The 21,759-nt window shown below is 60.4% G+C and carries 16 protein-coding genes and 2 tRNA genes; 14 read left to right on the top strand and 4 right to left on the bottom strand.

Translation table 11 applies throughout. The annotated features are described in order from the left end of the window. From PG5_RS13695 to PG5_RS13640, 12 genes are all read left to right on the top strand, one after another. A partial coding sequence (locus PG5_RS13695) for an NAD(P)H-hydrate dehydratase (RefSeq protein ID WP_042955408.1) occupies positions 1-1,141 on the top strand: 1,141 nt, incomplete at its 5' end. Further along, complete coding sequence (gene tsaE / locus PG5_RS13690; RefSeq protein ID WP_020797712.1) at positions 1,129-1,599, top strand: tRNA (adenosine(37)-N6)-threonylcarbamoyltransferase complex ATPase subunit type 1 TsaE; 471 nt, start codon at positions 1,129-1,131, stop codon at positions 1,597-1,599. The genes PG5_RS13695 and tsaE, both read left to right, overlap by 13 nt. A 51-nt stretch (positions 1,600-1,650) precedes the next feature. Then, positions 1,651-3,033 (top strand): N-acetylmuramoyl-L-alanine amidase, encoded by a 1,383-nt coding sequence (locus PG5_RS13685; protein ID WP_371106611.1) that lies wholly within the window; start codon positions 1,651-1,653, stop codon positions 3,031-3,033. After that, complete coding sequence (mutL, locus tag PG5_RS13680) at positions 3,030-4,940, top strand: DNA mismatch repair endonuclease MutL (RefSeq protein WP_020797710.1); 1,911 nt, start codon at positions 3,030-3,032, stop codon at positions 4,938-4,940. Before PG5_RS13685 ends, mutL begins: the two co-directional genes overlap by 4 nt. Further along, the gene (miaA, locus tag PG5_RS13675; protein ID WP_020797709.1) at positions 4,940-5,911 is read left to right on the top strand and encodes a tRNA (adenosine(37)-N6)-dimethylallyltransferase MiaA; all 972 of its coding nucleotides are present in this window, start codon (positions 4,940-4,942) and stop codon (positions 5,909-5,911) included. Before mutL ends, miaA begins: the two co-directional genes overlap by 1 nt. Positions 5,912-6,005: 94 nt before the next feature. Continuing rightward, positions 6,006-6,266, top strand: coding sequence for an RNA chaperone Hfq (gene hfq, locus PG5_RS13670; protein WP_007902656.1), 261 nt, complete (start codon positions 6,006-6,008; stop codon positions 6,264-6,266). A 12-nt stretch (positions 6,267-6,278) separates the two neighbouring features. Then, positions 6,279-7,580, top strand: coding sequence for a ribosome rescue GTPase HflX (gene hflX, locus PG5_RS13665; RefSeq protein WP_008064113.1), 1,302 nt, complete (start codon positions 6,279-6,281; stop codon positions 7,578-7,580). Positions 7,581-7,676: 96 nt separating this feature from the next. Then, positions 7,677-8,849 (top strand): FtsH protease activity modulator HflK, encoded by a 1,173-nt coding sequence (hflK, locus tag PG5_RS13660; RefSeq protein ID WP_020797708.1) that lies wholly within the window; start codon positions 7,677-7,679, stop codon positions 8,847-8,849. Further along, on the top strand, positions 8,849-9,718 hold the full coding sequence (gene hflC / locus PG5_RS13655; protein WP_020797707.1) for a protease modulator HflC: 870 nt from the start codon (positions 8,849-8,851) through the stop codon (positions 9,716-9,718). Before hflK ends, hflC begins: the two co-directional genes overlap by 1 nt. Before the next feature lie 311 nt (positions 9,719-10,029). Then, positions 10,030-11,217, top strand: a complete 1,188-nt coding sequence (locus PG5_RS13650; protein WP_020797706.1) for an ATP phosphoribosyltransferase regulatory subunit — start codon at positions 10,030-10,032, stop codon at positions 11,215-11,217. Between the two features lie 54 nt (positions 11,218-11,271). Further along, positions 11,272-12,561 (top strand): adenylosuccinate synthase, encoded by a 1,290-nt coding sequence (locus tag PG5_RS13645; protein WP_020797705.1) that lies wholly within the window; start codon positions 11,272-11,274, stop codon positions 12,559-12,561. Between the two features lie 151 nt (positions 12,562-12,712). Beyond that, a complete protein-coding gene (locus tag PG5_RS13640) occupies positions 12,713-14,647 on the top strand; it encodes a methyl-accepting chemotaxis protein (protein WP_033040616.1) in 1,935 nt (644 codons plus the stop codon). A 98-nt stretch (positions 14,648-14,745) separates the two neighbouring features. On the opposite strand, the gene PG5_RS13635 is transcribed toward PG5_RS13640, so the two are convergent. From PG5_RS13635 to PG5_RS13620, 4 genes are all read right to left on the bottom strand, one after another. Further along, positions 14,746-16,311, bottom strand: a complete 1,566-nt coding sequence (locus PG5_RS13635) for an iron ABC transporter permease (protein WP_042955394.1) — start codon at positions 16,309-16,311, stop codon at positions 14,746-14,748. After that, entirely contained in the window at positions 16,311-17,321 is a 1,011-nt protein-coding gene (locus PG5_RS13630; RefSeq protein ID WP_020797702.1) for an extracellular solute-binding protein, read from the bottom strand. Before PG5_RS13630 ends, PG5_RS13635 begins: the two co-directional genes overlap by 1 nt. A gap of 241 nt (positions 17,322-17,562) precedes the next feature. Next, positions 17,563-17,649 (bottom strand) — tRNA-Leu (locus PG5_RS13625). Positions 17,650-17,816: 167 nt separating this feature from the next. Then, a tRNA-Leu gene (locus PG5_RS13620) sits at positions 17,817-17,903 on the bottom strand. 225 nt (positions 17,904-18,128) lie between these two features. Here PG5_RS13620 and rnr point away from each other — a divergent pair. Continuing rightward, a complete protein-coding gene (gene rnr / locus PG5_RS13615; RefSeq protein ID WP_020797701.1) occupies positions 18,129-20,756 on the top strand; it encodes a ribonuclease R in 2,628 nt (875 codons plus the stop codon). Next, complete coding sequence (gene rlmB, locus PG5_RS13610; RefSeq protein WP_020797700.1) at positions 20,753-21,520, top strand: 23S rRNA (guanosine(2251)-2'-O)-methyltransferase RlmB; 768 nt, start codon at positions 20,753-20,755, stop codon at positions 21,518-21,520. The genes rnr and rlmB overlap by 4 nt, the downstream gene beginning before the upstream one ends. Positions 21,521-21,759 lie beyond the last annotated feature (239 nt).

Genomic DNA, 21,759 nt, shown 5'->3' with positions numbered 1-21,759 from the left:
GCTGGGGATTGTGATAAAGGGCCGGGCTTTGCTGGGTCCCGGCTGGGCCGGTGATGTGCGCGAGCCGTACGCCAGTGTCATCGCCGCGATCAACGCCAGCGGCCTTCCGGTGGTGGCGGTGGATATCCCCTCCGGGCTATGCGCTGATACCGGGCGCATCCTCGGTTGTGCCGTGCGAGCCGATCTGACGGTAACCTTTATCGGCTTGAAGTTGGGGTTATTCACCGGCGACGCGGCAAATGTGGTGGGCGAGCGGGTGTTCAATGACCTGCACGCCGATCCCCGGCTGCTCGAGGGGGCGCCGATTACCGCCCGACGCCTGACAGCCGGCAACCTGCCGCGCCTGGCCGCCCGCAGGGGCGCTTCCCATAAGGGCCAGTTCGGCCACGTATTGCTGATCGGTGGCGATCGCGGGCTGGGCGGGGCAATCCTGTTGAGCGCGCAAAGTGCATTGCGCAGCGGCGCGGGCATGGTGTCGCTGGCGACCCGCCCCGAGCATGTGCCGGCTGCCCTGGCCCGGATCCCCGAGGCGATGGCGCTGGGCGCTGCGTCGGCCAATCAACTGATGGATTTGCTTCAAAAGGTGTCCGTACTGGTGGTCGGCCCTGGACTGGGGCAGGGTGCATGGGGGAGAAGCTTGTTGTCGGCCGCCGCCAACGCACCCCTGCCGCAAGTCTGGGACGCCGATGCGCTGAACCTGCTGGCGGAAGGCCGGGTGAGCTTGCCCAAGGGGTGCGTGATCACGCCGCATCCGGGAGAAGCCGCTCGGTTGCTGGGACTCAGCACTGCCCAGGTTCAGGCCGATCGCCCCGCGGCGGCCCATGCACTGAGCAAAAAATACACAGCAGTGGTGGTGCTCAAGGGGGCCGGCAGTCTGATCGCCTGTCCTGACGGGCGGCTTGCCGTGTGTCATCAAGGTCATCCGGCAATGGCTGCCGCCGGTCTGGGCGACGTGCTGGCGGGTCTGGTGGGTGCGCTGCTGGCCCAGGGCATGGACGCGTTCGATGCGACTTGCCTGGCCGTCTGGCTACACGCCAATGCCGGTGAACGCCAAGGTAAATTCGGCCGTGGACTGGCGGCCAGTGATTTGATACCAGCCATTCGTCAGTTGTTGGAGGAGCAAGCACCGTGTCTGAAGTAACCCTGTACCTGGCCGATGAGCAGGCCATGAGCGACTTTGGCGCACGTATCGCCCGTATCACCGAGGGGCATGGCCTGATCTTCCTCGAAGGTAATCTGGGGATGGGGAAAACCACATTGTCCCGGGGTATCATTCGTGGTTTGGGGCATGTCGGGGCGGTCAAAAGCCCGACCTTCACCCTGGTCGAACCCTATGAGATCGGCGACATTCGTGCCTTCCATTTCGACTTGTATCGCCTGGTCGATCCGGAGGAGCTGGAATTTCTCGGCATCCGCGACTATTTCGAGGACGATGCGCTGTGCCTGATCGAATGGCCCGATAAAGGTGCAGGCTTTTTGCCAAAGCCCGACCTGACCATTACCATTAGCCCGCGAGACAGCGGGCGTTCGCTGAAAATTTTACCCAGGGGTTCGCGTGGCGAGGCCTGGTGTGCCGCTTTGGCATTGGAATCCAAATAGATGATGGGGTTAGGTATGCGCTTTCGCGCGTTGGTTGCTGCCGTAGGGGTGATGTTTCTGGCGGTGACCGTCGACGCTGTGGCCGAGACGAAGGTCAACAGTGTTCGCCTGTGGCGGGCTCCGGACAACACGCGGCTGGTGTTCGACCTGTCCGGTCCGGTGCAGCACAGCGTCTTTACGCTGACGGCCCCGGATCGCCTGGTCATCGACATCAATGGCGCGAGCCTCGGTGCGCCGTTGAACGTCAACTCGTCCAACACCCCGATCACCGCGATGCGCTCGGCACAACGTACGCCGATCGACTTGCGGGTGGTCATCGACCTGAAAAAGGCGGTGACGCCAAAAAGCTTCTCCTTGGCGCCCAACGCCCAGTATGGCAATCGCCTGGTGGTCGATCTGTTCGATAACCCGGCCGATGCCGCGCCACCGCCACCAGTGCCGACGCCATCGGTGGCCACGGTGCCGGCCGTTCCGGTCACGCCATCCGAACCTTCGATCAAGCTGCCTCCCGCACCGGCCGGCAAGCGCGACATCGTTGTGGTAATCGATGCCGGTCACGGTGGTGAAGACCCGGGCGCCTCCGGCTCCCGTGGTCAGCGCGAGAAGGACGTGGTGCTGCAGATCGCCCGTGAAACGCAGCGCCAGGTCAATGGCATGAAAGGCTTTCGCGCGGAGCTGACGCGCACCGGCGACTATTTCATTCCATTGCGTGGCCGTACGGAAATTGCCCGCAAGAAAGGCGCCGACCTGTTTGTCTCGATTCACGCCGACGCCGCGCCTTCTGCCGCGGCGTTCGGTGCCTCGGTGTTCGCCCTGTCCGATCGTGGTGCCACTTCGGAAACCGCGCGCTGGCTGGCTGACAGCGAAAACCGTTCGGACCTGATCGGGGGTGCCGGCAACGTCAGTCTCGACGATAAGGACCGCATGCTGGCTGGCGTATTGCTCGATCTGTCGATGACCGCGTCCCTGACCTCCAGCCTGAACGTCGGCCAGAAAGTGCTGAGCAACATCGGCCGGGTCACGCCACTGCACAAGCAACGCGTCGAGCAGGCCGGGTTCATGGTGCTGAAGTCGCCGGACATCCCGTCGATCCTGGTCGAAACCGGGTTTATCTCCAACGCCAACGAAGCCTCGAAGCTGGCTGCGTCGAGCCACCAGCAGGCGCTGGCGCGCTCCATCAGCAGCGGCGTGCGCCAGTTCTTCCAGCAGAATCCGCCACCGGGCACTTACATTGCCTGGCTGCGTGATTCCGGAAAAATCGCTCAAGGTCCTCGTGACCATCGGGTAAACCCGGGCGAGACGCTGGCGATGATCGCGGTGCGCTATCAAGTGTCCCCAGCGACCCTGCGCAGTGCCAACAACCTGTCGAGCGATGAGCTCAAGATCGGCCAGCACCTGACCATCCCAGGCACTGAACTGGCGGCCAAGGAATGAACGAAGTCGTGAACAACAGCGCTCGCATCGAGCTGCTCAGCCCACGGTTGGCGAACCAGATCGCCGCTGGCGAAGTGGTTGAACGGCCGGCTTCGGTGATCAAGGAGTTGCTGGAAAACAGCCTCGACTCCGGCGCCAAGCGCATCGATGTCGACGTGGAGCAGGGTGGCGTCAAGTTGCTCCGGGTGCGCGACGATGGCAGCGGCATTTCCGCCGATGACCTGCCGCTGGCCCTGGCGCGACACGCCACCAGCAAGATCCGCAACCTGGAAGATCTTGAACAGGTCATGAGCCTGGGCTTTCGCGGTGAGGCATTGGCATCGATCAGTTCGGTTGCGCGCCTGACCCTGACGTCGCGCACCCGCGATGCCGAGCAGGCCTGGCAAGTCGAGACCGAGGGCCGTGACATGGCGCCGCGGGTGCAGCCTGCGGCTCATCCGGTGGGTACCTCGGTCGAGGTGCGCGACCTGTTCTTCAATACTCCGGCACGCCGCAAGTTTCTCAAGACCGAAAAAACCGAATTCGATCATCTGCAGGAAGTCATCAGGCGCCTGGCCCTGGCGCGGTTCGACGTGGCCTTTCATCTGCGTCATAACGGCAAGACCATCCTCAGCCTGCACGAAGCCCGCGACGATGCAGCTCGCGCCCGGCGCGTGGCGGCCATTTGCGGACCCGGGTTCCTGGAGCAGGCGCTACCGATCGAAATCGAGCGCAATGGCCTGCATCTGTGGGGCTGGGTAGGGTTGCCGACCTTCAACCGCAGCCAGGCGGACTTACAGTATTTCTTTGTCAATGGTCGTGCCGTGCGCGACAAGCTGGTGGCACACGCCGTGCGCCAGGCTTATCGCGACGTATTGTTCAACGGCCGGCATCCGACGTTCGTGCTGTTCTTCGAGGTCGACCCGACGGGCGTCGATGTCAACGTGCACCCCACCAAGCACGAAGTGCGCTTCCGTGAAGGGCGCATGGTTCACGATTTTCTCTATGGCACCCTGCACCGTGCCTTGGGCGATGTGCGGCCGGACGATCATCTGGCAGCACCGGTTGCGACAGCCGCAGTGCGGCCTACCGGCCTCGAGGCCGGTGAGTTCGGCCCGCAGGGTGAGATGCGCCTGGCCGCCAATGCGCTGCTGGAACAGCCTCAGGCACAGCCTTCGTTCAATGCGCCCGCCGGTTCGGGGGCAGGGGCTGGATATCAATATCAATACACCCCGCGTCCCCAGTCAGCTGTTCCGGTTGCAGAAGCACAGGCCGCCTATCGCGAATTCTTCGCGCCGTTGCCCGAGGCCAATGCGGTAGCGCTGCCAGCTGGTCAGGACGACATTCCGCCGCTGGGCTACGCGCTGGCGCAGCTCAAAGGCATCTACATCCTTTCGGAAAACGCCCAGGGGCTGGTGCTGGTAGACATGCATGCCGCTCATGAGCGGATCATGTACGAACGCCTGAAAGTCGCCATGGCCAGCGAAGGCTTGAGCGGGCAACCGCTGCTGGTGCCCGAAACCCTGGCACTCAGTCAACGTGAAGCCGATTGCGCCGAAGAGCATGTTGCCTGGTTCCAGCGCCTGGGCTTCGAACTGCAGCGCCTCGGCCCGGAAACCCTGGCCATTCGGCAGATACCAGCCTTGCTCAAACAGGCTGAGGCCAATCGACTGGTGGGTGACGTGTTAGCCGACTTGATGGAATATGGCACCAGCGACCGGATTCAGGCGCACCTCAACGAATTGCTCGGCACCATGGCCTGCCATGGCGCGGTCCGGGCCAATCGGCGCCTGGCCCTGCCGGAAATGAACGGTCTGCTGCGCGACATGGAAAACACCGAGCGCAGCGGTCAATGCAACCATGGCCGACCGACCTGGACCCAGCTGGGCCTGGACGATCTGGACAAACTGTTCTTGCGCGGTCGTTGATGAACCAGTTCCCCCCTGCGATTTTCCTGATGGGCCCGACCGCCGCCGGCAAGACCGACCTGGCCATCGAGCTCACCAAAGTGCTGCCCTGCGAGCTGATCAGTGTCGATTCGGCGCTGGTCTACCGCGGCATGGACATTGGTACCGCCAAGCCATCAAAAGAGCTGTTGGCAGAGTTCCCGCACCGTTTGATCGATATTCTCGACCCGGCCGAGGCCTACTCGGCGGCAGATTTCCGTCGCGATGCCCTGCAAGCCATGGCCGAGATCACCGCGCGGGGAAAAATTCCGCTGCTGGTCGGCGGCACAATGCTCTATTACAAGGCTTTGGTTGAAGGGCTTGCGGATATGCCGGCCGCCGACCCGGAGGTCCGTGCGCAGATCGAGGAAGAGGCTGCACGCCTTGGCTGGCAGGCACTGCACGAGCAATTGGCGGTTATTGACCCGGTTTCCGCGGCACGTATTCATCCGAACGATCCGCAGCGTTTGAGTCGAGCGTTGGAAGTTTACCGTGTCAGCGGTCAGAGCATGACTGCGCTTCGCTTGCGACAATCTGCGCAAAGTACTGAAGCAGCCGCTTCGGGACGGCAACAATTGCCCTATACTGTCGCGAACTTGGCCATTGCTCCGGCGAATCGCCAGGTATTGCACGACCGAATTAAACAAAGATTCACCTTAATGTTGGAACAGGGATTCATCGACGAGGTCCTAGCCCTGCGTAATAGAAGTGACCTGCATACAGGGTTGCCGTCTATACGTGCGGTGGGCTACCGCCAAGTCTGGGATTACCTGGATGGCAAGCTGACGTCAGCCGAGATGCAGGAGCGTGGAATCATTGCCACGCGCCAATTGGCGAAGCGCCAGTTCACCTGGCTTCGCAGTTGGGCTGATTTACACTGGCTGGACAGTCTCGATTGCGACAATCTGCCGCGCGCCTTGAAATACCTGGGGACCATCTCCATATTGAGCTGAGTCCTTGCAATTGCCGTCTATCCTTGGGGGTGGGGCGGCCAAAGCCATCTGATTACCTATTTTTTTATATTGAATCCTTAAAGGAGTGCGGCACATGTCAAAAGGGCATTCGCTACAAGACCCTTACTTGAATACTTTACGTAAAGAGAAAGTTGGGGTGTCCATCTACCTGGTCAACGGGATTAAACTGCAAGGTACGATCGAGTCTTTCGACCAATTCGTTATCCTGCTGAAAAACACCGTCAGCCAAATGGTCTACAAACACGCTATCTCTACAGTAGTGCCGGTTCGTCCAATTCGTCTGCCTAGCGCAACCGAATCCGAAGCAGGTGATGCTGAGCCAGGTAACGCCTGATAGGAGTCTCCTTTGTTCTTTGAGCGCCACGGTGGTGGTGAACGGGCCATTCTCGTTCACTTGGATGGACAGGACCCTGAGGCGCGCGAAGATCCGCAGGAGTTTCAGGAGTTGGCAATTTCGGCTGGCGCCGAGACCGTCGCGTTTTTCAACGTGCCGCGTCATCGGCCATCCGCCAAATACCTGATTGGCAGTGGCAAGGTCGAGGAATTACGCGACCTGGTCAAAGCCGAGCAGGTAGATCTGGTGATTTTCAATCACACCCTCACGCCCAGTCAGGAACGTAACCTCGAACGCGCTTTCGAGTGTCGCGTGATCGACCGTACGGGTCTGATTCTCGATATCTTCGCCCAACGCGCCCGCACCCATGAAGGCAAGCTCCAGGTTGAACTGGCCCAGCTTGAATACATGAGTACGCGGCTGGTTCGCGGCTGGACTCACCTTGAGCGGCAGAAGGGTGGTATCGGCTTGCGCGGTCCGGGTGAAACCCAGCTGGAAACCGACCGGCGTCTGTTGCGGGTTCGCCTGCGGCAGATCAAGGGGCGCCTGGAAAAGGTCCGCAGCCAGCGCGAGCAGTCGCGTCGTGGCCGCAAACGGGCTGACATACCGACGGTTTCACTGGTGGGCTACACCAACGCCGGCAAGTCGACGTTGTTCAACTCGGTGACCGATTCCGAAGTTTTCGCCGCCGACCAACTCTTCGCCACCCTCGACCCGACCTTGCGCCGACTCGAACTCGATGACCTCGGGCCGATCGTGCTGGCCGACACCGTGGGTTTCATTCGTCACCTGCCGCACAAGCTGGTCGAGGCATTTCGGGCTACGCTCGAAGAGTCGAGCAATTCCGATCTGCTGCTGCATGTGATCGACTCCCATGAACCCGAGCGCATGGCCCAGATTGAACAGGTCATGGTGGTGCTTGGGGAGATCGGGGCTCAAGACTTGCCGATCCTGGAGGTCTATAACAAACTCGATTTGCTCGAGGGCGTGGAGCCGCAGATCCAGCGCGATGCCGATGGCAAGCCGCAGCGGGTCTGGTTGTCGGCCAAGGACGGTACAGGTCTGGACCTGCTCAGGCAGGCCGTGGCCGAGCTGCTTGGGGATGATTTGTTTGTTGGCACCTTGCGCTTGCCCAACCGATTTGCTCGACTGCGTGCGCAGTTCTTCGAACTCGGGGCGGTACAGAAGGAAGAACATGACGACGAAGGCATCAGTTTGCTGGCCGTTCGTTTGCCACGCGCCGAGTTGAATCGGCTGGTGAGCCGCGAAGGTTTGCAACCGGTGGAATTCATCGAGCAACACACTTTGCAATAAAAGCCTGAGAAAGCGGTTGTGCCGTGGTGACAGGCATTCTGTAGCATTGGTCGGCGCGCCGTGGGTGCGTCTTTGCTTTATCAGATGGAGAGCGCTATGGCTTGGAATGAGCCGGGTGGCAACTCGAATAATCAGGATCCTTGGGGTGGCAAGCGTCGTAATAACGGCGACCGCAAGGGGCCGCCGGATCTCGACGAGGCCTTCCGAAAGCTGCAGGAAAGCCTGAATGGGTTGTTCGGTGGTGGCAAGAAACGCGGGGATGATGGTGGTGGTTCGGGCAAGAGCGGCGGCTTCGGCGGCCTGCTGGGCATCGGCCTGGTCGTATTGGCAGCCGTTTGGCTGTACAGCGCGGTCTATGTCGTCGACGAGCAGGAGCAAGCCGTGGTGCTGCGCTTCGGCAAGTACTACGAAACCGTCGGCCCCGGCCTGAATATCTACTTCCCGCCGATCGACAAGAAGTACATGGAAAACGTCACGCGTGAGCGTGCGTACACCAAGCAAGGTCAAATGCTGACTGAAGACGAAAACATCGTCGAAGTGCCGCTGACCGTGCAGTACAAGATCAGCAACCTGCAGGACTTCGTGCTGAGCGTCGATCAGCCGGAAATCAGCCTGCAGCACGCGACCGACAGCGCCCTGCGCCATGTGGTGGGTTCCACCGCGATGGACCAGGTGTTGACCGAAGGTCGTGAATTGATGGCCAGCGAGATCAAGGAGCGCCTGCAACGCTTCATGGATACCTATCGCACCGGTATCACCGTTACCCAGGTGAACGTACAGAGTGCAGCGGCACCGCGCGAAGTACAGGAAGCCTTCGATGACGTGATCCGCGCCCGTGAAGACGAGCAGCGTTCGCGCAACCAGGCTGAAACCTATGCCAACGGCGTCGTGCCGGAAGCTCGTGGTCAGGCCCAGCGCATCCTTGAAGATGCCAATGGCTACCGTGACGAAACCGTCTCGCGTGCCAAGGGTGAGGCCGATCGCTTCACCAAGCTGGTCGCCGAGTACCGCAAGGCACCTGAAGTCACCCGCCAGCGTCTGTACCTGGACACCATGCAGGAAGTCTTCAGTAATACCAGCAAGGTTCTCGTGACCGGTAACAAGAATGGCCAGAGCAACCTGCTGTACCTGCCGCTGGACAAAATGGTCGAAAGTGGTCGCAGCACCAGCACCCAGGTGACCGGCGCGGCAGCCACCAGCAATGAAGCGAATGCGCGTGCGGCAGCTGATCTGCAGCAACAGCAAGCACGTACCAGGGAGAGTCGCTGATGAGCAATAAATCGCTGATCGCCCTTATTGTCGGCGTCGTCGTGGCGATCGCAGCCTGGAACTGCTTCTACATCGTGGCTCAGACCGAGCGTGCGGTGTTGCTGCAGTTCGGTCGCGTGGTCCAGGCCGATGTTCAGCCAGGCCTGCATGTGAAGGTGCCTTACGTTAACCAGGTGCGTAAATTTGATGCTCGCCTGATGACGCTGGATGCACCGACGCAACGCTTCCTGACGCTGGAAAAGAAGGCCGTGATGGTCGATGCGTTCGCCAAGTGGCGGGTGAAGGACGCCGAGCGTTTCTACACCGCGACTTCCGGTCTGAAGCAGATTGCCGACGAGCGTCTGTCCCGTCGTCTCGAATCGGGCCTGCGTGACCAGTTCGGTAAGCGCACCTTGCACGAAGTCGTGTCCGGTGAGCGTGATGCGCTGATGGCGGATATCACCGCTTCGCTGAACAAGATGGCTGAAAAGGAGCTGGGCATCGAGGTTGTCGATGTTCGGGTCAAGACCATCGACTTGCCGAAGGAAGTGAACCGCAGCGTGTTCGAACGTATGAGCACCGAGCGTGAACGTGAAGCTCGCGAGCATCGCGCCAAGGGTAACGAGCTGGCTGAAGGCATCCGTGCCGACGCCGATCGTCAACGTCGCGTGCTGTTGGCTGAAGCCTATCGTGAATCCGAAGAGATTCGCGGTGATGGTGATGCTGAGGCCGCTTCGATCTACTCCAAGGCCTACGGTCAGGATCAGGAGTTCTACGCGTTCTACCGTAGCCTGCGTGCCTACCGTGAAAGCTTCGCGAACAAATCCGACGTCATGGTCCTGGACCCAAGCAGTGACTTCTTCCATTACCTGGAAAAAGCCAAGCCTTGATACAACGTTGACCTGATTCATCCCGCCGGGCGGCTAATACCTCTGGCGGGGTGATCCTTTGGGAAAACGTGTGTATGATGCGGCAGCCGGGAAATTCCCGGCTTTTTTGCGTCTGCATGTTTGAATGCTGTTTTGTGCAGGTGCCCGAGCTGAATGCTCGACAGGTTTTTCGAGGAAAGTGATTGGCGAAGCCGGTAACAGGCGTTTCGCTTCGTTGCTCCTGCGCCTGATTTATGAACATGGGCTGATCATTTTCTGCTTCACTCAAGGCTCGGCCGCAGGCTGGCCGCCCGGATACAGGGGAAGGCGTAATGGCAACGGTAGACCGCTGGCTATTGCCAGATGGCATCGAAGAAGTACTGCCACCGGAAGCGGCGCGTATTGAAGTAGCGCGTCGCCAGGTGTTGGATCTGTTCCAGAGCTGGGGTTACGAGTTTGTCGTGACTCCCCATATCGAGTACCTGGAGTCCCTGCTGACCGGCGCGGGCCAGGACCTGGATCTGCGTACCTTCAAGGTCATCGACCCGCAATCGGGCCGGCAGATGGGGTTCCGTGCCGACATCACGCCGCAAGTGGCGCGCATCGATGCGCATACCTTGCGCCGCGAAGGGCCAAGTCGCCTGTGCTACGCCGGTAGCGTACTGCATGCCCAGCCACGTGCCTTGTCGTCCTCGCGCAGCCCGATCCAGTTGGGTGCCGAGTTGTATGGCGATGCCAGCCCGAGCAGCGACGTGGAAGTCATCAGCCTGATGCTCGCCATGCTGCAACTGGCCGATGTACCGGATGTCCACATGGACCTGGGGCATGTCGGTATCTACCGCGGCCTGGCCCGCGCCGCCGGTCTGTCCGGTGAAGTTGAACAGCAGTTGTTCGATGCGTTGCAACGCAAAGCCATCGATGAGGTCATTACCTTGACCGAAGGCTTGCCGGCTGACCTGTCGGGCATGCTGCGCGCGTTGGTCGACCTGTGTGGTGGCCGTGAAGTGCTGGCGGCTGCGCGTGAGCGTCTGGCCAAGGCCCCGGCTGCAGTGTTGGCGGCATTGGATGACTTGTTGGCAATCGCCGAGCGTTTGTCCGTGCGTTTCCCGCAGCTGCCACTGTACTTCGACCTGGGCGAGTTGCGCGGTTACCACTACCACACCGGTGTGGTGTTCGCCGTGTTCGTACCGGGTGTGGGCCAGTCCATTGCCCAGGGTGGTCGTTACGACGACATCGGCGCCGACTTCGGTCGCGCTCGTCCGGCAACCGGCTTCTCTACCGATTTGAAAACCCTGGTGACCCTGGGGCGTGCTGAGATCCAGCTACCGTCTGGCGGTATCTGGATGCCTGACAGTACGGATGCGGCACTCTGGCAGCAGGTTTGCCAGTTGCGCAGTGAGGGTCAGCGTGTTGTCCAGGCATTGCCTGGGCAACCTTTGGCCGCCGCCCGTGAAGCGGACTGCGACCGGCAATTGATTCAGCAGAACGGGCTTTGGCAAGTATCGCCACTGGCTTCTTGAGTTTTCCTGCCGGCTGCCGCCGGCACCAAGTTTGCGCGAATGAGGACAAGTGTTATGGGTAAGAATGTCGTAGTCCTGGGCACCCAGTGGGGTGATGAGGGCAAAGGCAAGATCGTTGATCTGCTGACCGAACATGCTGCCGCCGTAGTGCGCTACCAGGGTGGCCACAACGCCGGTCACACCTTGGTGATCGACGGTGAAAAAACTGTCTTGCACCTGATCCCTTCGGGCGTATTGCGCGAAGGCGTGCAGTGCCTGATCGGCAACGGCGTGGTGGTTGCACCTGACGCCCTGCTGCGCGAGATCACCAAGCTGGAAGAAAAAGGCGTACCGGTGCGCGAGCGCCTGCGTATCAGCCCGTCCTGCCCACTGATCCTGTCCTTCCACGTTGCGTTGGACCAGGCCCGTGAAAAGGCCCGTGGCGAGCTGAAGATCGGCACCACCGGTCGCGGCATCGGCCCGGCTTACGAAGACAAGGTTGCACGCCGTGGCCTGCGCGTGGGCGATCTGCTCAACATGCCGCGTTTTGAAGACAAACTGCGTGAACTGGTGGAATACCACAACTTCATGCTGGTGGGTTACTACAAAGAGCCGGCCATCGACTTCGACAAGACCCTGGCCGAATGCAAAGAGTACGCGGAGCTGCTCAAGCCGCTGATGCTGGACGTGACTGCCGAGTTGCACGACCTGCGTCGCGCTGGCAAAGACATCATGTTCGAAGGCGCCCAAGGCTCCCTGCTGGACATCGACCACGGTACCTACCCGTACGTGACCAGCTCTAACACCACCGCTGGCGGCGTAGCTACCGGTTCGGGTGTTGGCCCTATGTTCCTGGACTACATCCTGGGCATTACCAAGGCTTACACCACGCGTGTAGGTTCGGGTCCATTCCCGACTGAATTGTTCGACGAAGTCGGTGCGCACCTGGCTAAACAAGGTCACGAGTTCGGCGCGACTACCGGCCGTGCTCGGCGTTGTGGTTGGTTCGACGCTGTTATCCTGCGTCGCGCTATCGATGTGAACAGCATCTCGGGCATCTGCCTGACCAAGCTGGACGTGCTCGACGGTCTGGAAACCATCAACATCTGCGTCGGCTACAAAGATGCGCAAGGCAACGCCGTTGCCCCGACTGATGCTGACAGCTACGTGGGCCTGCAGCCTGTGTACGAAGAGGTGCCGGGCTGGACCGAGTCGACCGTGGGTGCCAAAACCCTGGAAGAGCTGCCAGCTAACGCCCGTGCTTACATCAAACGCGTCGAAGAGCTGATCGGCGCGCCGATCGACATTATTTCGACGGGTCCGGACCGCAACGAAACCATCGTTCTGCGCCATCCGTTCGCTTGATAAGCTGTTGATGTAAAACACAAAGGCCCCTCAATAGGGGCCTTTGTCGTATATGTCTGTAGGACGGCATGACCTTTGCTATTACCTTTGCCTAAAGCGTCACTTTCGGGCGTGCCATCAATTTAATGGCGCAAATGCAGAGGGATTTCAAGTGTCAGCTGTTCTCTCGTTGTTACAAAGCCGTTTGTTGCGGCCTGTATTCGTTACCCTTGGTATCGCCCTTTTGGTGCAGGTGCTGGTGGCGGTCGCGCTGACCCGGAGCACTGTGACGGCGCTGGAAGCCGATCTCGCCCAGCGCCTGGGGGCGGACAGTCAAAAACTGTCCGGTGAGCTCGAGCAGGCGGGGCGTGAAGTCACGTCGAGCCTGGACAGCCTGTCTGCCAGTACGCGTCAACGCCTCACGGCTGGCTTGTCTTCGCGATTGAAGGACGAGCAGGCCCAGTTGCGTTCGACCCTGGAAAAAGACCTGAAGGATTCCGCCAGCGACATGGCACAGCTTCTGGCCTCGGTGGCGCCTCGCGCCATGTGGGATAACGACGTGCCGACCTTGTCCGAGTTTGCCCGTCGGGCCCAGCGCAACCCCAATGTCCTGTTCGTGGTGTACGACGACGCCACGGGCCAGCATCTGACGCGTTACCTCAACCGGGAAAACCCGATCAACAAGGCGCTGCTGGAAAAAGGCCAGGGCGAGCGCGCACTGGACAAGGTGCTGGACGCGGCGAAGAACGATCCGTCGGTCTTCTACGTCGAGGCCTCGATCAACCCTAATGGCGTGGAGATCGGCAAGGTCTTGATGGGCGTCTCGACGGCGTCGGTAGAGGCCGACCTGGCGGCACTGGACAAGCGCTTCTCGGCGTTGATTGCCAGTGGCGACCAGTTGGTGGGCGACAGCCTTAAAGGCGCGGCAGCCGACAGCGCAGCGGCCATGGGTGCACGTCTGCAATCGGCGCAGTCCACGGCCGCTGAAATGAAAGCCAATACCACCGCCACCGTGCAGGAGGCCGCGACAACCCTGCGCTGGCGTATTGGAGTGAGCCTGGCTTTGGTGGGCTTTGGTGTCCTGCTGTTGCTGGCGGTCGTGCTCGGGCGCCGAGTCGTCAACCGCCTGAGGATGTTGATTGTCGCCATGGATGACCTGGCGGCGGGTGAGGGCGATCTGACCAAGCGTGTGCAGATCAGCAGCAGGGACGAAATCGGCGATATGGCGTCGGCGGTCAATCGCTTCGTCGACAAATTGCAGCCGATAGTGCGCGAGGCGGGTGATGTCGCCCAGCGTACCGGTGTGGAAATTGGCGCCATGACATTGCGCAACGCGGGGGCGGATGCGGCGGCGGGCATGCAGCGCGATGAGGTGGCTGAAAGCCTGCGGGCCTTGTCACGAATGGCGGATGAGGCGCAGTCGGAAAGCCAGGCCATGCAAGCGGCATTGAAGCAGGTGGTGGATATCCGCCAGGCCACCGACGAAAACACCCGGACTTCGGCGAAAGTCGGCACTCTGATTGAAGCGTTGGCGGGCCAGGTTGAGACTGGCGCGCAAGTGATTGAGCGCCTGGCACAGCAGAGTGAGCAGATTGAGGTAGTGCTGACGGTCATTCATGGGATTGCCGAACAGACCAACCTGCTGGCGCTGAACGCGGCCATTGAGGCAGCGCGCGCCGGCGAAACCGGTCGCGGCTTTGCGGTGGTGGCAGATGAAGTGCGCGCGTTGGCGAGCAAGACGCAAAGCTCCACCGGCGATATCCAGGCGCACATCGTAGCGTTGCAGCAAGGTGCCCGCGAGGCCGTAGCGGCAATCGGCCAGGCCGGGCGCCAGGCCAGTGAAGGCCTGTTGGTTCTGCGTGACAGCGCGCGGTTGCAGCAATCGGTGCAGGCTTCGGTCGAGCAGGTGCACACGGCAATCGGCCTGGCGACCCAGGCTGCCGAGCATCAGGCTCGGGGAGCACAGGCTGTGCGAGGTCGGGTCGAGACCATTCATGTGCAAGCCGAAAAGGCGGCCCAGGCGGTGGTGGAAACCACGGCCAGCGGCAAGGTGCTCGATGGCCTGGCGGCGCAGCTCAAAGCCAGCTTGGGGCAGTTCAGGGCTTGATGTTTTGCCTGGCCTGGCCTGGCCTCTTCGCGAGCAGGCTCGCTCCCACAGGTGATCTACCGAGCCCTGTGGGAGCGAGCCTGCTCGCGAAAGCGATCTCAGCGGCTCAAATACATCCGGGTTGTTAATAGATATACAGGCAGCCCCGACACCAATATCAACAACGCCGCATAAGGCGCCGCCGCCGCAAACTCCACATTCGCGGTATGCGCCCACACCTCAGTGGCCAGCGTGTTGAGCCCGGTTGGGCTCAACAGCAAGGTCGCCGTCAATTCCTTCATCGCATCCAGAAATACCAATGCAAACGCTGCTCCCAGCGCCGGAAAAATGATTGGCAGCGTTATCCGGCAAAACGCACTGAACGAAGATGCCCCCAGCGTGCGCGCCGCCTCTTCCAGTTGCGGCGCAGCCTTGTTCAGTGCTGTGCAAATCGGTGCCTGGGCCAGCGGTAGAAACAGCAGCGCATAAGCAATCAGCAGCAGTGTCGAAGTCTGGTACAGCACCGGCACATAGTGGAGCGCGAAATACACCAGGGTCAGTGCAATCACCAGGCCTGGCAGCGCGTGCAGCAGATACGGCAAACGTTCTGCCCAGATTGCCAGTGGCCCTTTATAGCGCACCACCAGCAACCCCACCGGCAACGCCAGCAGCAGACAAAACGCCGCGCCGCCCAAGGACAGGGCCAGGGAGGAAAGCAGCGCCTCGCTGATCGCGGCGATCGGGAATGCCGCCGACGAGCCCACGGCCAGCCAGTACGCCAGCATTCCCAGAGGAATGCCGCTGCCGATGATCGCCAGCAACAGGCAGTAAAGCTGCCCAGCCATCATCCAGGGGCCCAATCTGACCTGTTCTGCCTGTCGCGCCGCGCCCTGGCCTGTACGTACATGCCGGCCTTTGCCGCGAACGCGCAGTTCCAGCCACAGCAACATCAAGCACAGTGCCAGCAACACCGCCGAGAGCATCGCGGCGTTGGCGTTGCTGAACTCCAGCTCGAATTGTTGGTAAATCGCGGTGGTGAAGGTTTGCAGGCCAATGATCGACAGTGCACCGAATTCCACCAACATGTGCAGGGCAATCAGTAGCGATCCCGCCAGCAGCGAAGGCCAGAGCAGCGGCAAGGTGACGCGGAAAAACACTCCCCAGCGATTCTGTCCCAGGGTGCGGGCAGACTCTTCGAGTGAGGGGTCGAGATTGCGCAGGGTGGCGGCCACCGGCAGGAAGATCAGCGGGTATTTGGACAGGCTCATTATCAGGATCGCCCCGCCGAGCCCTTCGAAATGTGCGCTCAGCGACACCCAGGTAAAACTGCTGACAAACGCCGGTACGGCGAACGGTAAACACAGAATCACGCCCCACAGGCGTCGCCCCGGCAGATTGCTGCGCTCCAGCAGCCATGCCAGCGACAGGCCGATCACGCCGCAAGTCAGTGTCACGCCAATCATCAGCGCCAGGGTATTGCGCAGCAGGCCAAATACATAAGGCCGCCACAGCAAATGCAGCGCCTGGGCCCAACCCGCTTGCCAGGCCTTCAGGCCGACGTAGGCCAGGGGAAGCAAGCTGAGCACGACCAGCAGTAACACCGGCAGAATCAACCAGATGGAAGGCCGCCTGCGCCCTGGTACGTATCGACCGTGCGAGGCGGAGGCGGATAGCGATGCGCTCATCAGTTCAGGCCAACCTCGCGTTCCAGGTCCAAGGCTTCTTCGGCATTGCCGAGGTCGGCGGGCGTGACGTTCGGCGCTTGCAGTTCGCTGAAAGGCTTGAGGCCGCGATCCGATTGCATGCCTTTGTGTAGCGGGTATTCGGCGGTGGTCTGGGTGATCACGCGCTGGCCCTCTTCACTGGCCATGTAGGCGAGCAGTTGCTGGGCTTCTTTTGGATGTTTGCTGGATTTCAGCACGGCCGCACTCGATACGGTAATCAGGCCGCCGACGTCGCCGCCGGTGAAGTAGTGCAGTTTCGAATCGAGCTGGCCCTTTTCGCGCTGCAAGGCGAACCAGTAGTAGTTGTTTACAAGCACCGTCGCGACTTCGCCGTTTTCCACGGCTTTTAGGGCAACCATGTTGTTGCTGTAGGTCTTGCCGAAAGCGCGCAAGCCGGTCAGCCATTCTTCCGCAGCCTCCATGCCGTGCACCTTGATGATCGCCACGGCTTGTTCCTGGAAGGCGCCGCTGGTAGGGACGAAGCCGACCTTGCCTTGCCATTTTGGATCGGAGAATTCCATCACCGATTTCGGCAGGTCTTTTTCGTCAATCAACTTCGGGTTGAATGCGACGACACGCACCCGAGCGGTGACGCCAATCCAGGTGCCGTCAGCGGCGACATAGTCCTTGGGCAGAACGGCCAGCGTGGTGTCGTCGGCCTTGGCCAGAACGCCTTGCTCGCCGAGTTTGTTCAGTGGCGGCGACTCTTCGGTGTAGATCACATCGGCGGGAGAGCGATCGCCTTCTTCGACGACTTGGCTGGCAAGCTGGTTGCTGCTGCCCTTGCGCACATTGACGTGAATGCCTGTCTTGGCTTCGAAGGCTTTGGCGACCGCATCGCCGACTTCCTTGTGTTGGCCGTTATAGAGTGTAAGGGAGACTGGATCGGCAGCCTGGGTGAGGGGGGTGGCGAGTGCCAGGCCAAGCAGAGTGGTGGTCAGGCCGCGGCGCAGGGTATTTCGAAACATCATTCGCAGGGTTCCTCACTGTCGCATTGCAAAATCTTGCAACAATGATAAACGATATTGTTTCTCATATGCGCTCTGGGCGGGGCAATTGATCTGTAGGAGCTGCCGAAGGTTGCGATCTTTTGATCTTAAAAACCAAAATCAAAAGATCGCAACCTTCGGCAGCTCCTACAGGGGCCAGAAACGCAAAAACCCGCTTTCGCGGGTTTCTGTGAAATTCAAGGTCGTGACCTTGAATTTGAATTGGTGCCCAGAAGAAGACTCGAACTTCCACGACCTTGCGGTCACCAGCACCTGAAGCTGGCGTGTCTACCAATTTCACCATCTGGGCATTCATCGCGAGCGTTGCCGCTGTTGATGTGGCGCACTATACGGAGAGCAATTTGATCTGTAAACCCCTGATTTTAAATTTAATTAATCAAGGTCCCAGAATGCAAAAAACCCGCTTTCGCGGGTTTTGTGTGAGCTTTGAAATTGAACTAATCTCAAGCTCGAAATTGGTGCCCAGAAGAAGACTCGAACTTCCACGACCTTGCGGTCACCAGCACCTGAAGCTGGCGTGTCTACCAATTTCACCATCTGGGCAGTATCGGCAACGTTGTCCGTCGTCGATGGCGCGCACTATACGGAGCGTCTTTTTAACTGTAAACCCCCGACACCCAAAAAACCTGAAAAATTTCACCAGCGGTATTTAAATCAACATCCTGGTGTCGATATAGGGCTTTAGATGAGGCGTCTTAGCCTGAAATTTCCCGTTTCATTACGCCTATGCCAAACTAACCCGTATATAGATAAGGTGAAAACTCTCTAATGGCCGATTGGCAGTCCCTCGATCCCGAGGCCGCTCGTGAAGCGGAAAAATATGAAAACCCCATTCCTAGCCGCGAACTGATCCTTCAGCACCTTGCTGATCGAGGTTCGCCTGCTAACCGCGAGCAACTGGTCGAAGAGTTTGGTCTGACCACGGAAGACCAGATCGAAGCCCTGCGCCGCCGCCTGCGCGCCATGGAGCGCGATGCTCAACTCATCTATACCCGTCGCGGCACTTATGCGCCGGTGGACAAGCTCGACCTGATCCTGGGCCGCATCAGCGGTCACCGCGACGGCTTCGGCTTCCTGGTGCCGGACGACGGCAGTGACGACCTGTTCATGAGCCCGGCGCAAATGCGCCTGGTGTTTGACGGCGACCGTGCACTGGCGCGTGTTTCCGGGCTGGATCGTCGCGGTCGCCGCGAAGGCATGATCGTCGAAGTGGTGTCCCGTGCTCACGAGACAATCGTCGGTCGTTACTTCGAAGAAGGTGGCATCGGATTCGTCGTCGCAGATAATCCGAAGATCCAGCAGGAAGTGCTGGTGACGCCGGGTCGTAACGCGAACGCGCAGATCGGTCAGTTCGTCGAAGTGAAGATCACTCACTGGCCGACACCACGCTTCCAGCCGCAAGGCGATGTGGTCGAAGTCGTGGGCAACTACATGGCGCCGGGCATGGAGATCGACGTTGCCCTGCGTACCTACGACATTCCTCATGTCTGGCCTGATGCCGTACTCAAGGAAGCCAGCAAGCTCAAGCCGGAAGTCGAAGAGAAAGACAAAGAGAAGCGCATCGACCTGCGTCATCTGCCGTTCGTCACCATCGACGGCGAAGATGCCCGCGACTTCGATGATGCGGTCTACTGCGAAGCCAAGCCGGGCAAGCTGCGCCTGTTCTCCGGCGGCTGGAAGTTGTACGTGGCGATTGCCGACGTTTCCAGCTACGTGAAGCTCGGTTCGGCACTGGATGCCGAAGCTCAGGTTCGTGGCAACTCGGTGTACTTCCCCGAGCGCGTGATCCCGATGCTGCCTGAGCAGCTGTCCAACGGATTGTGCTCGTTGAACCCGCAGGTCGATCGCCTGGCCATGGTTTGCGAGATGACTATCTCCAAATCCGGCGAAATGACCGACTACTGCTTCTACGAAGCGGTGATCCACTCCCACGCCCGCCTGACCTACAACAAGGTCAGCGCGATGCTGGAAACGCCCAAAGCCAGCGAAGCCCGCAAGCTGCGTGGTGAATACACTGACGTGGTGCCGCACCTCAAGCAGCTGTATTCGTTGTACAAGGTATTGCTGGCGGCTCGTCACGTGCGTGGCGCGATCGATTTTGAAACCCAGGAAACCCGGATCATCTTCGGCTCCGAGCGCAAGATCGCGGAAATCCGTCCGACCATCCGCAATGACGCGCACAAGCTGATCGAGGAATGCATGTTGGCGGCCAACGTGGCCACCGCCGAGTTCCTCAAGAAGCACGAAATTCCTGCGTTGTACCGCGTTCACGACGGCCCGCCGCCGGAGCGCCTGGAAAAATTGCGCGCGTTCCTCGGCGAACTCGGCCTGTCCCTGCACAAAGGCAAGGATGGCCCGTCGCCGAAGGATTACCAGGCACTGCTGGCTGGTATCAAGGATCGTCCGGATTTCCACCTGATCCAGACCGTGATGCTGCGTTCGTTGAGCCAGGCGGTGTACAGCGCCGATAACCAGGGTCACTTCGGCCTGAATTACGAGGCGTACACCCACTTCACCTCGCCGATCCGCCGCTACCCGGACTTGCTCACTCACCGGGCGATCCGCAGCGTGATCCATTCGAAGCAGGACACCCCGCACGTTCGCCGTGCCGGTGCGATGACCATTCCGAAGGCGCGCATCTATCCGTACGACGAAGCAGCCCTGGAGCAGCTCGGCGAGCAGTGCTCGATGAGCGAGCGCCGTGCCGATGAAGCGACCCGCGATGTCGTGAACTGGCTCAAGTGCGAGTTCATGAAAGATCGCGTTGGCGAGTCGTTCCCGGGTGTGATCACCGCGGTCACCGGCTTTGGCCTGTTCGTCGAACTGACTGACATTTACGTCGAAGGCCTGGTGCACGTCACCGCGCTGCCGGGCGATTACTACCACTTCGATCCTGTGCATCACCGCCTGGCGGGTGAGCGAACCGGTCGTAGCTTCCGCCTTGGCGACACCGTTGAAGTACGCGTCATGCGCGTCGACCTCGACGAGCGCAAGATCGACTTCGAGATGGCCGAAAAAACCATCAGCGCGCCGATCGGCCGCAAAAAACGTGGCAGCGAAACCGCGGCACCTGCTGGCAAAGCCGAAGCAGAGCCGGCGCCGGCGAAAACCGGTCGTCGTCCCGCCAAGGAAAAGGCAGTCGAGGCCTATCGTCCGAGCGATGCGGCGGCGAAAAATGCCGAAGTGCGCAAGAGCCGTGAAATGAAGCAGGCGTTGCTCGCCGGCGCGAAAAGCGGCGGTAAAGCGGCGTCTGCGGGAAAGACCAGTCGGTCGGCGCCTGACAAGGCTGTCGGCGGCAAGCCAGCCAAACCGAGCAAGCATCGTAAAGGTCCGCCAAAAGCGGGCTCGGCCCCAGCGAAAAGCGGCGGGGCGCGTAAACCTAAGGCCAAGTCATGAGTCAGTTGGAAAAGATCTACGGCGTACACGCTGTAGAAGCATTGTTGCGTCATCACCCGAAGCGCGTGAAGCAGATCTGGCTGGCTGAAGGCCGCGGTGATCCGCGGGTGCAGACGTTGATCGAGTTGGCCAACGAAAATCGTGTGCAGGTCGGCCAGGCCGAGCGTCGTGAAATGGACGCCTGGGTCGAGGGCGTGCACCAGGGCGTGGTTGCGGACGTCAGTCCGAGCCAGGTCTGGGGCGAGGCGATGCTCGACGAGCTACTCGATCGCACCGAAGGCGCACCGTTGCTGCTGGTACTCGACGGCGTGACCGATCCGCACAACCTGGGCGCCTGCCTGCGTTCTGCCGATGCGGCGGGTGCGCTGGCGGTGATCGTGCCGAAGGACAAGTCCGCAACCCTGACGCCGGTCGTGCGAAAGGTTGCGTGCGGGGCGGCGGAAGTGATTCCGCTGGTGGCCGTGACCAACCTGGCGCGTACCCTGGAAAAACTCCAGCAGCGTGGCCTGTGGGTCGTGGGCACGGCAGGGGAGGCCGAGGTCAGTCTGTATGACCAGGACTTGACCGGTCCGACCATCCTGATCATGGGCGCCGAAGGCAAAGGCATGCGCCGCCTGACCCGCGAGCATTGCGATTATCTGGTGAACTTGCCGATGGCCGGTAGCGTCAGCAGTCTCAACGTTTCCGTGGCGACGGGCGTATGCCTGTTCGAAGCGCAGCGTCAGCGCAGTGTCAAAGCCAAGGCTGCCGCCAAAAAGCCCTGATTGAAAAACCAACTGTAGGAGCCGGCTTGCTGGCGATATCGGAGTAACATTCAGCATCAATGTTGAATGTAGCGCCTCAATCGCGAGCAAGCTCGCTCCTACAGTGTTTTGTGGTGTGGCATGAATTGAGGGTTGTTCAAATAATCACCAATTCCCTTGCGCCTCCCACGCCCCTTCTCTACAATTGCGCCCCTTGCTGTGATGGCAGGCACCAACGTGTCTAGCGTCCACAAGTCCAT

It is taken from the genome of Pseudomonas sp. G5(2012), assembly GCF_000408945.1.
In the GTDB taxonomy this organism is placed as follows: Bacteria; Pseudomonadota; Gammaproteobacteria; order Pseudomonadales; family Pseudomonadaceae; genus Aquipseudomonas; species Aquipseudomonas umsongensis.
The sequence above is the reverse complement of the archived record's forward strand: the minus strand, read 5'-3'. Positions and strand labels throughout refer to the sequence as shown.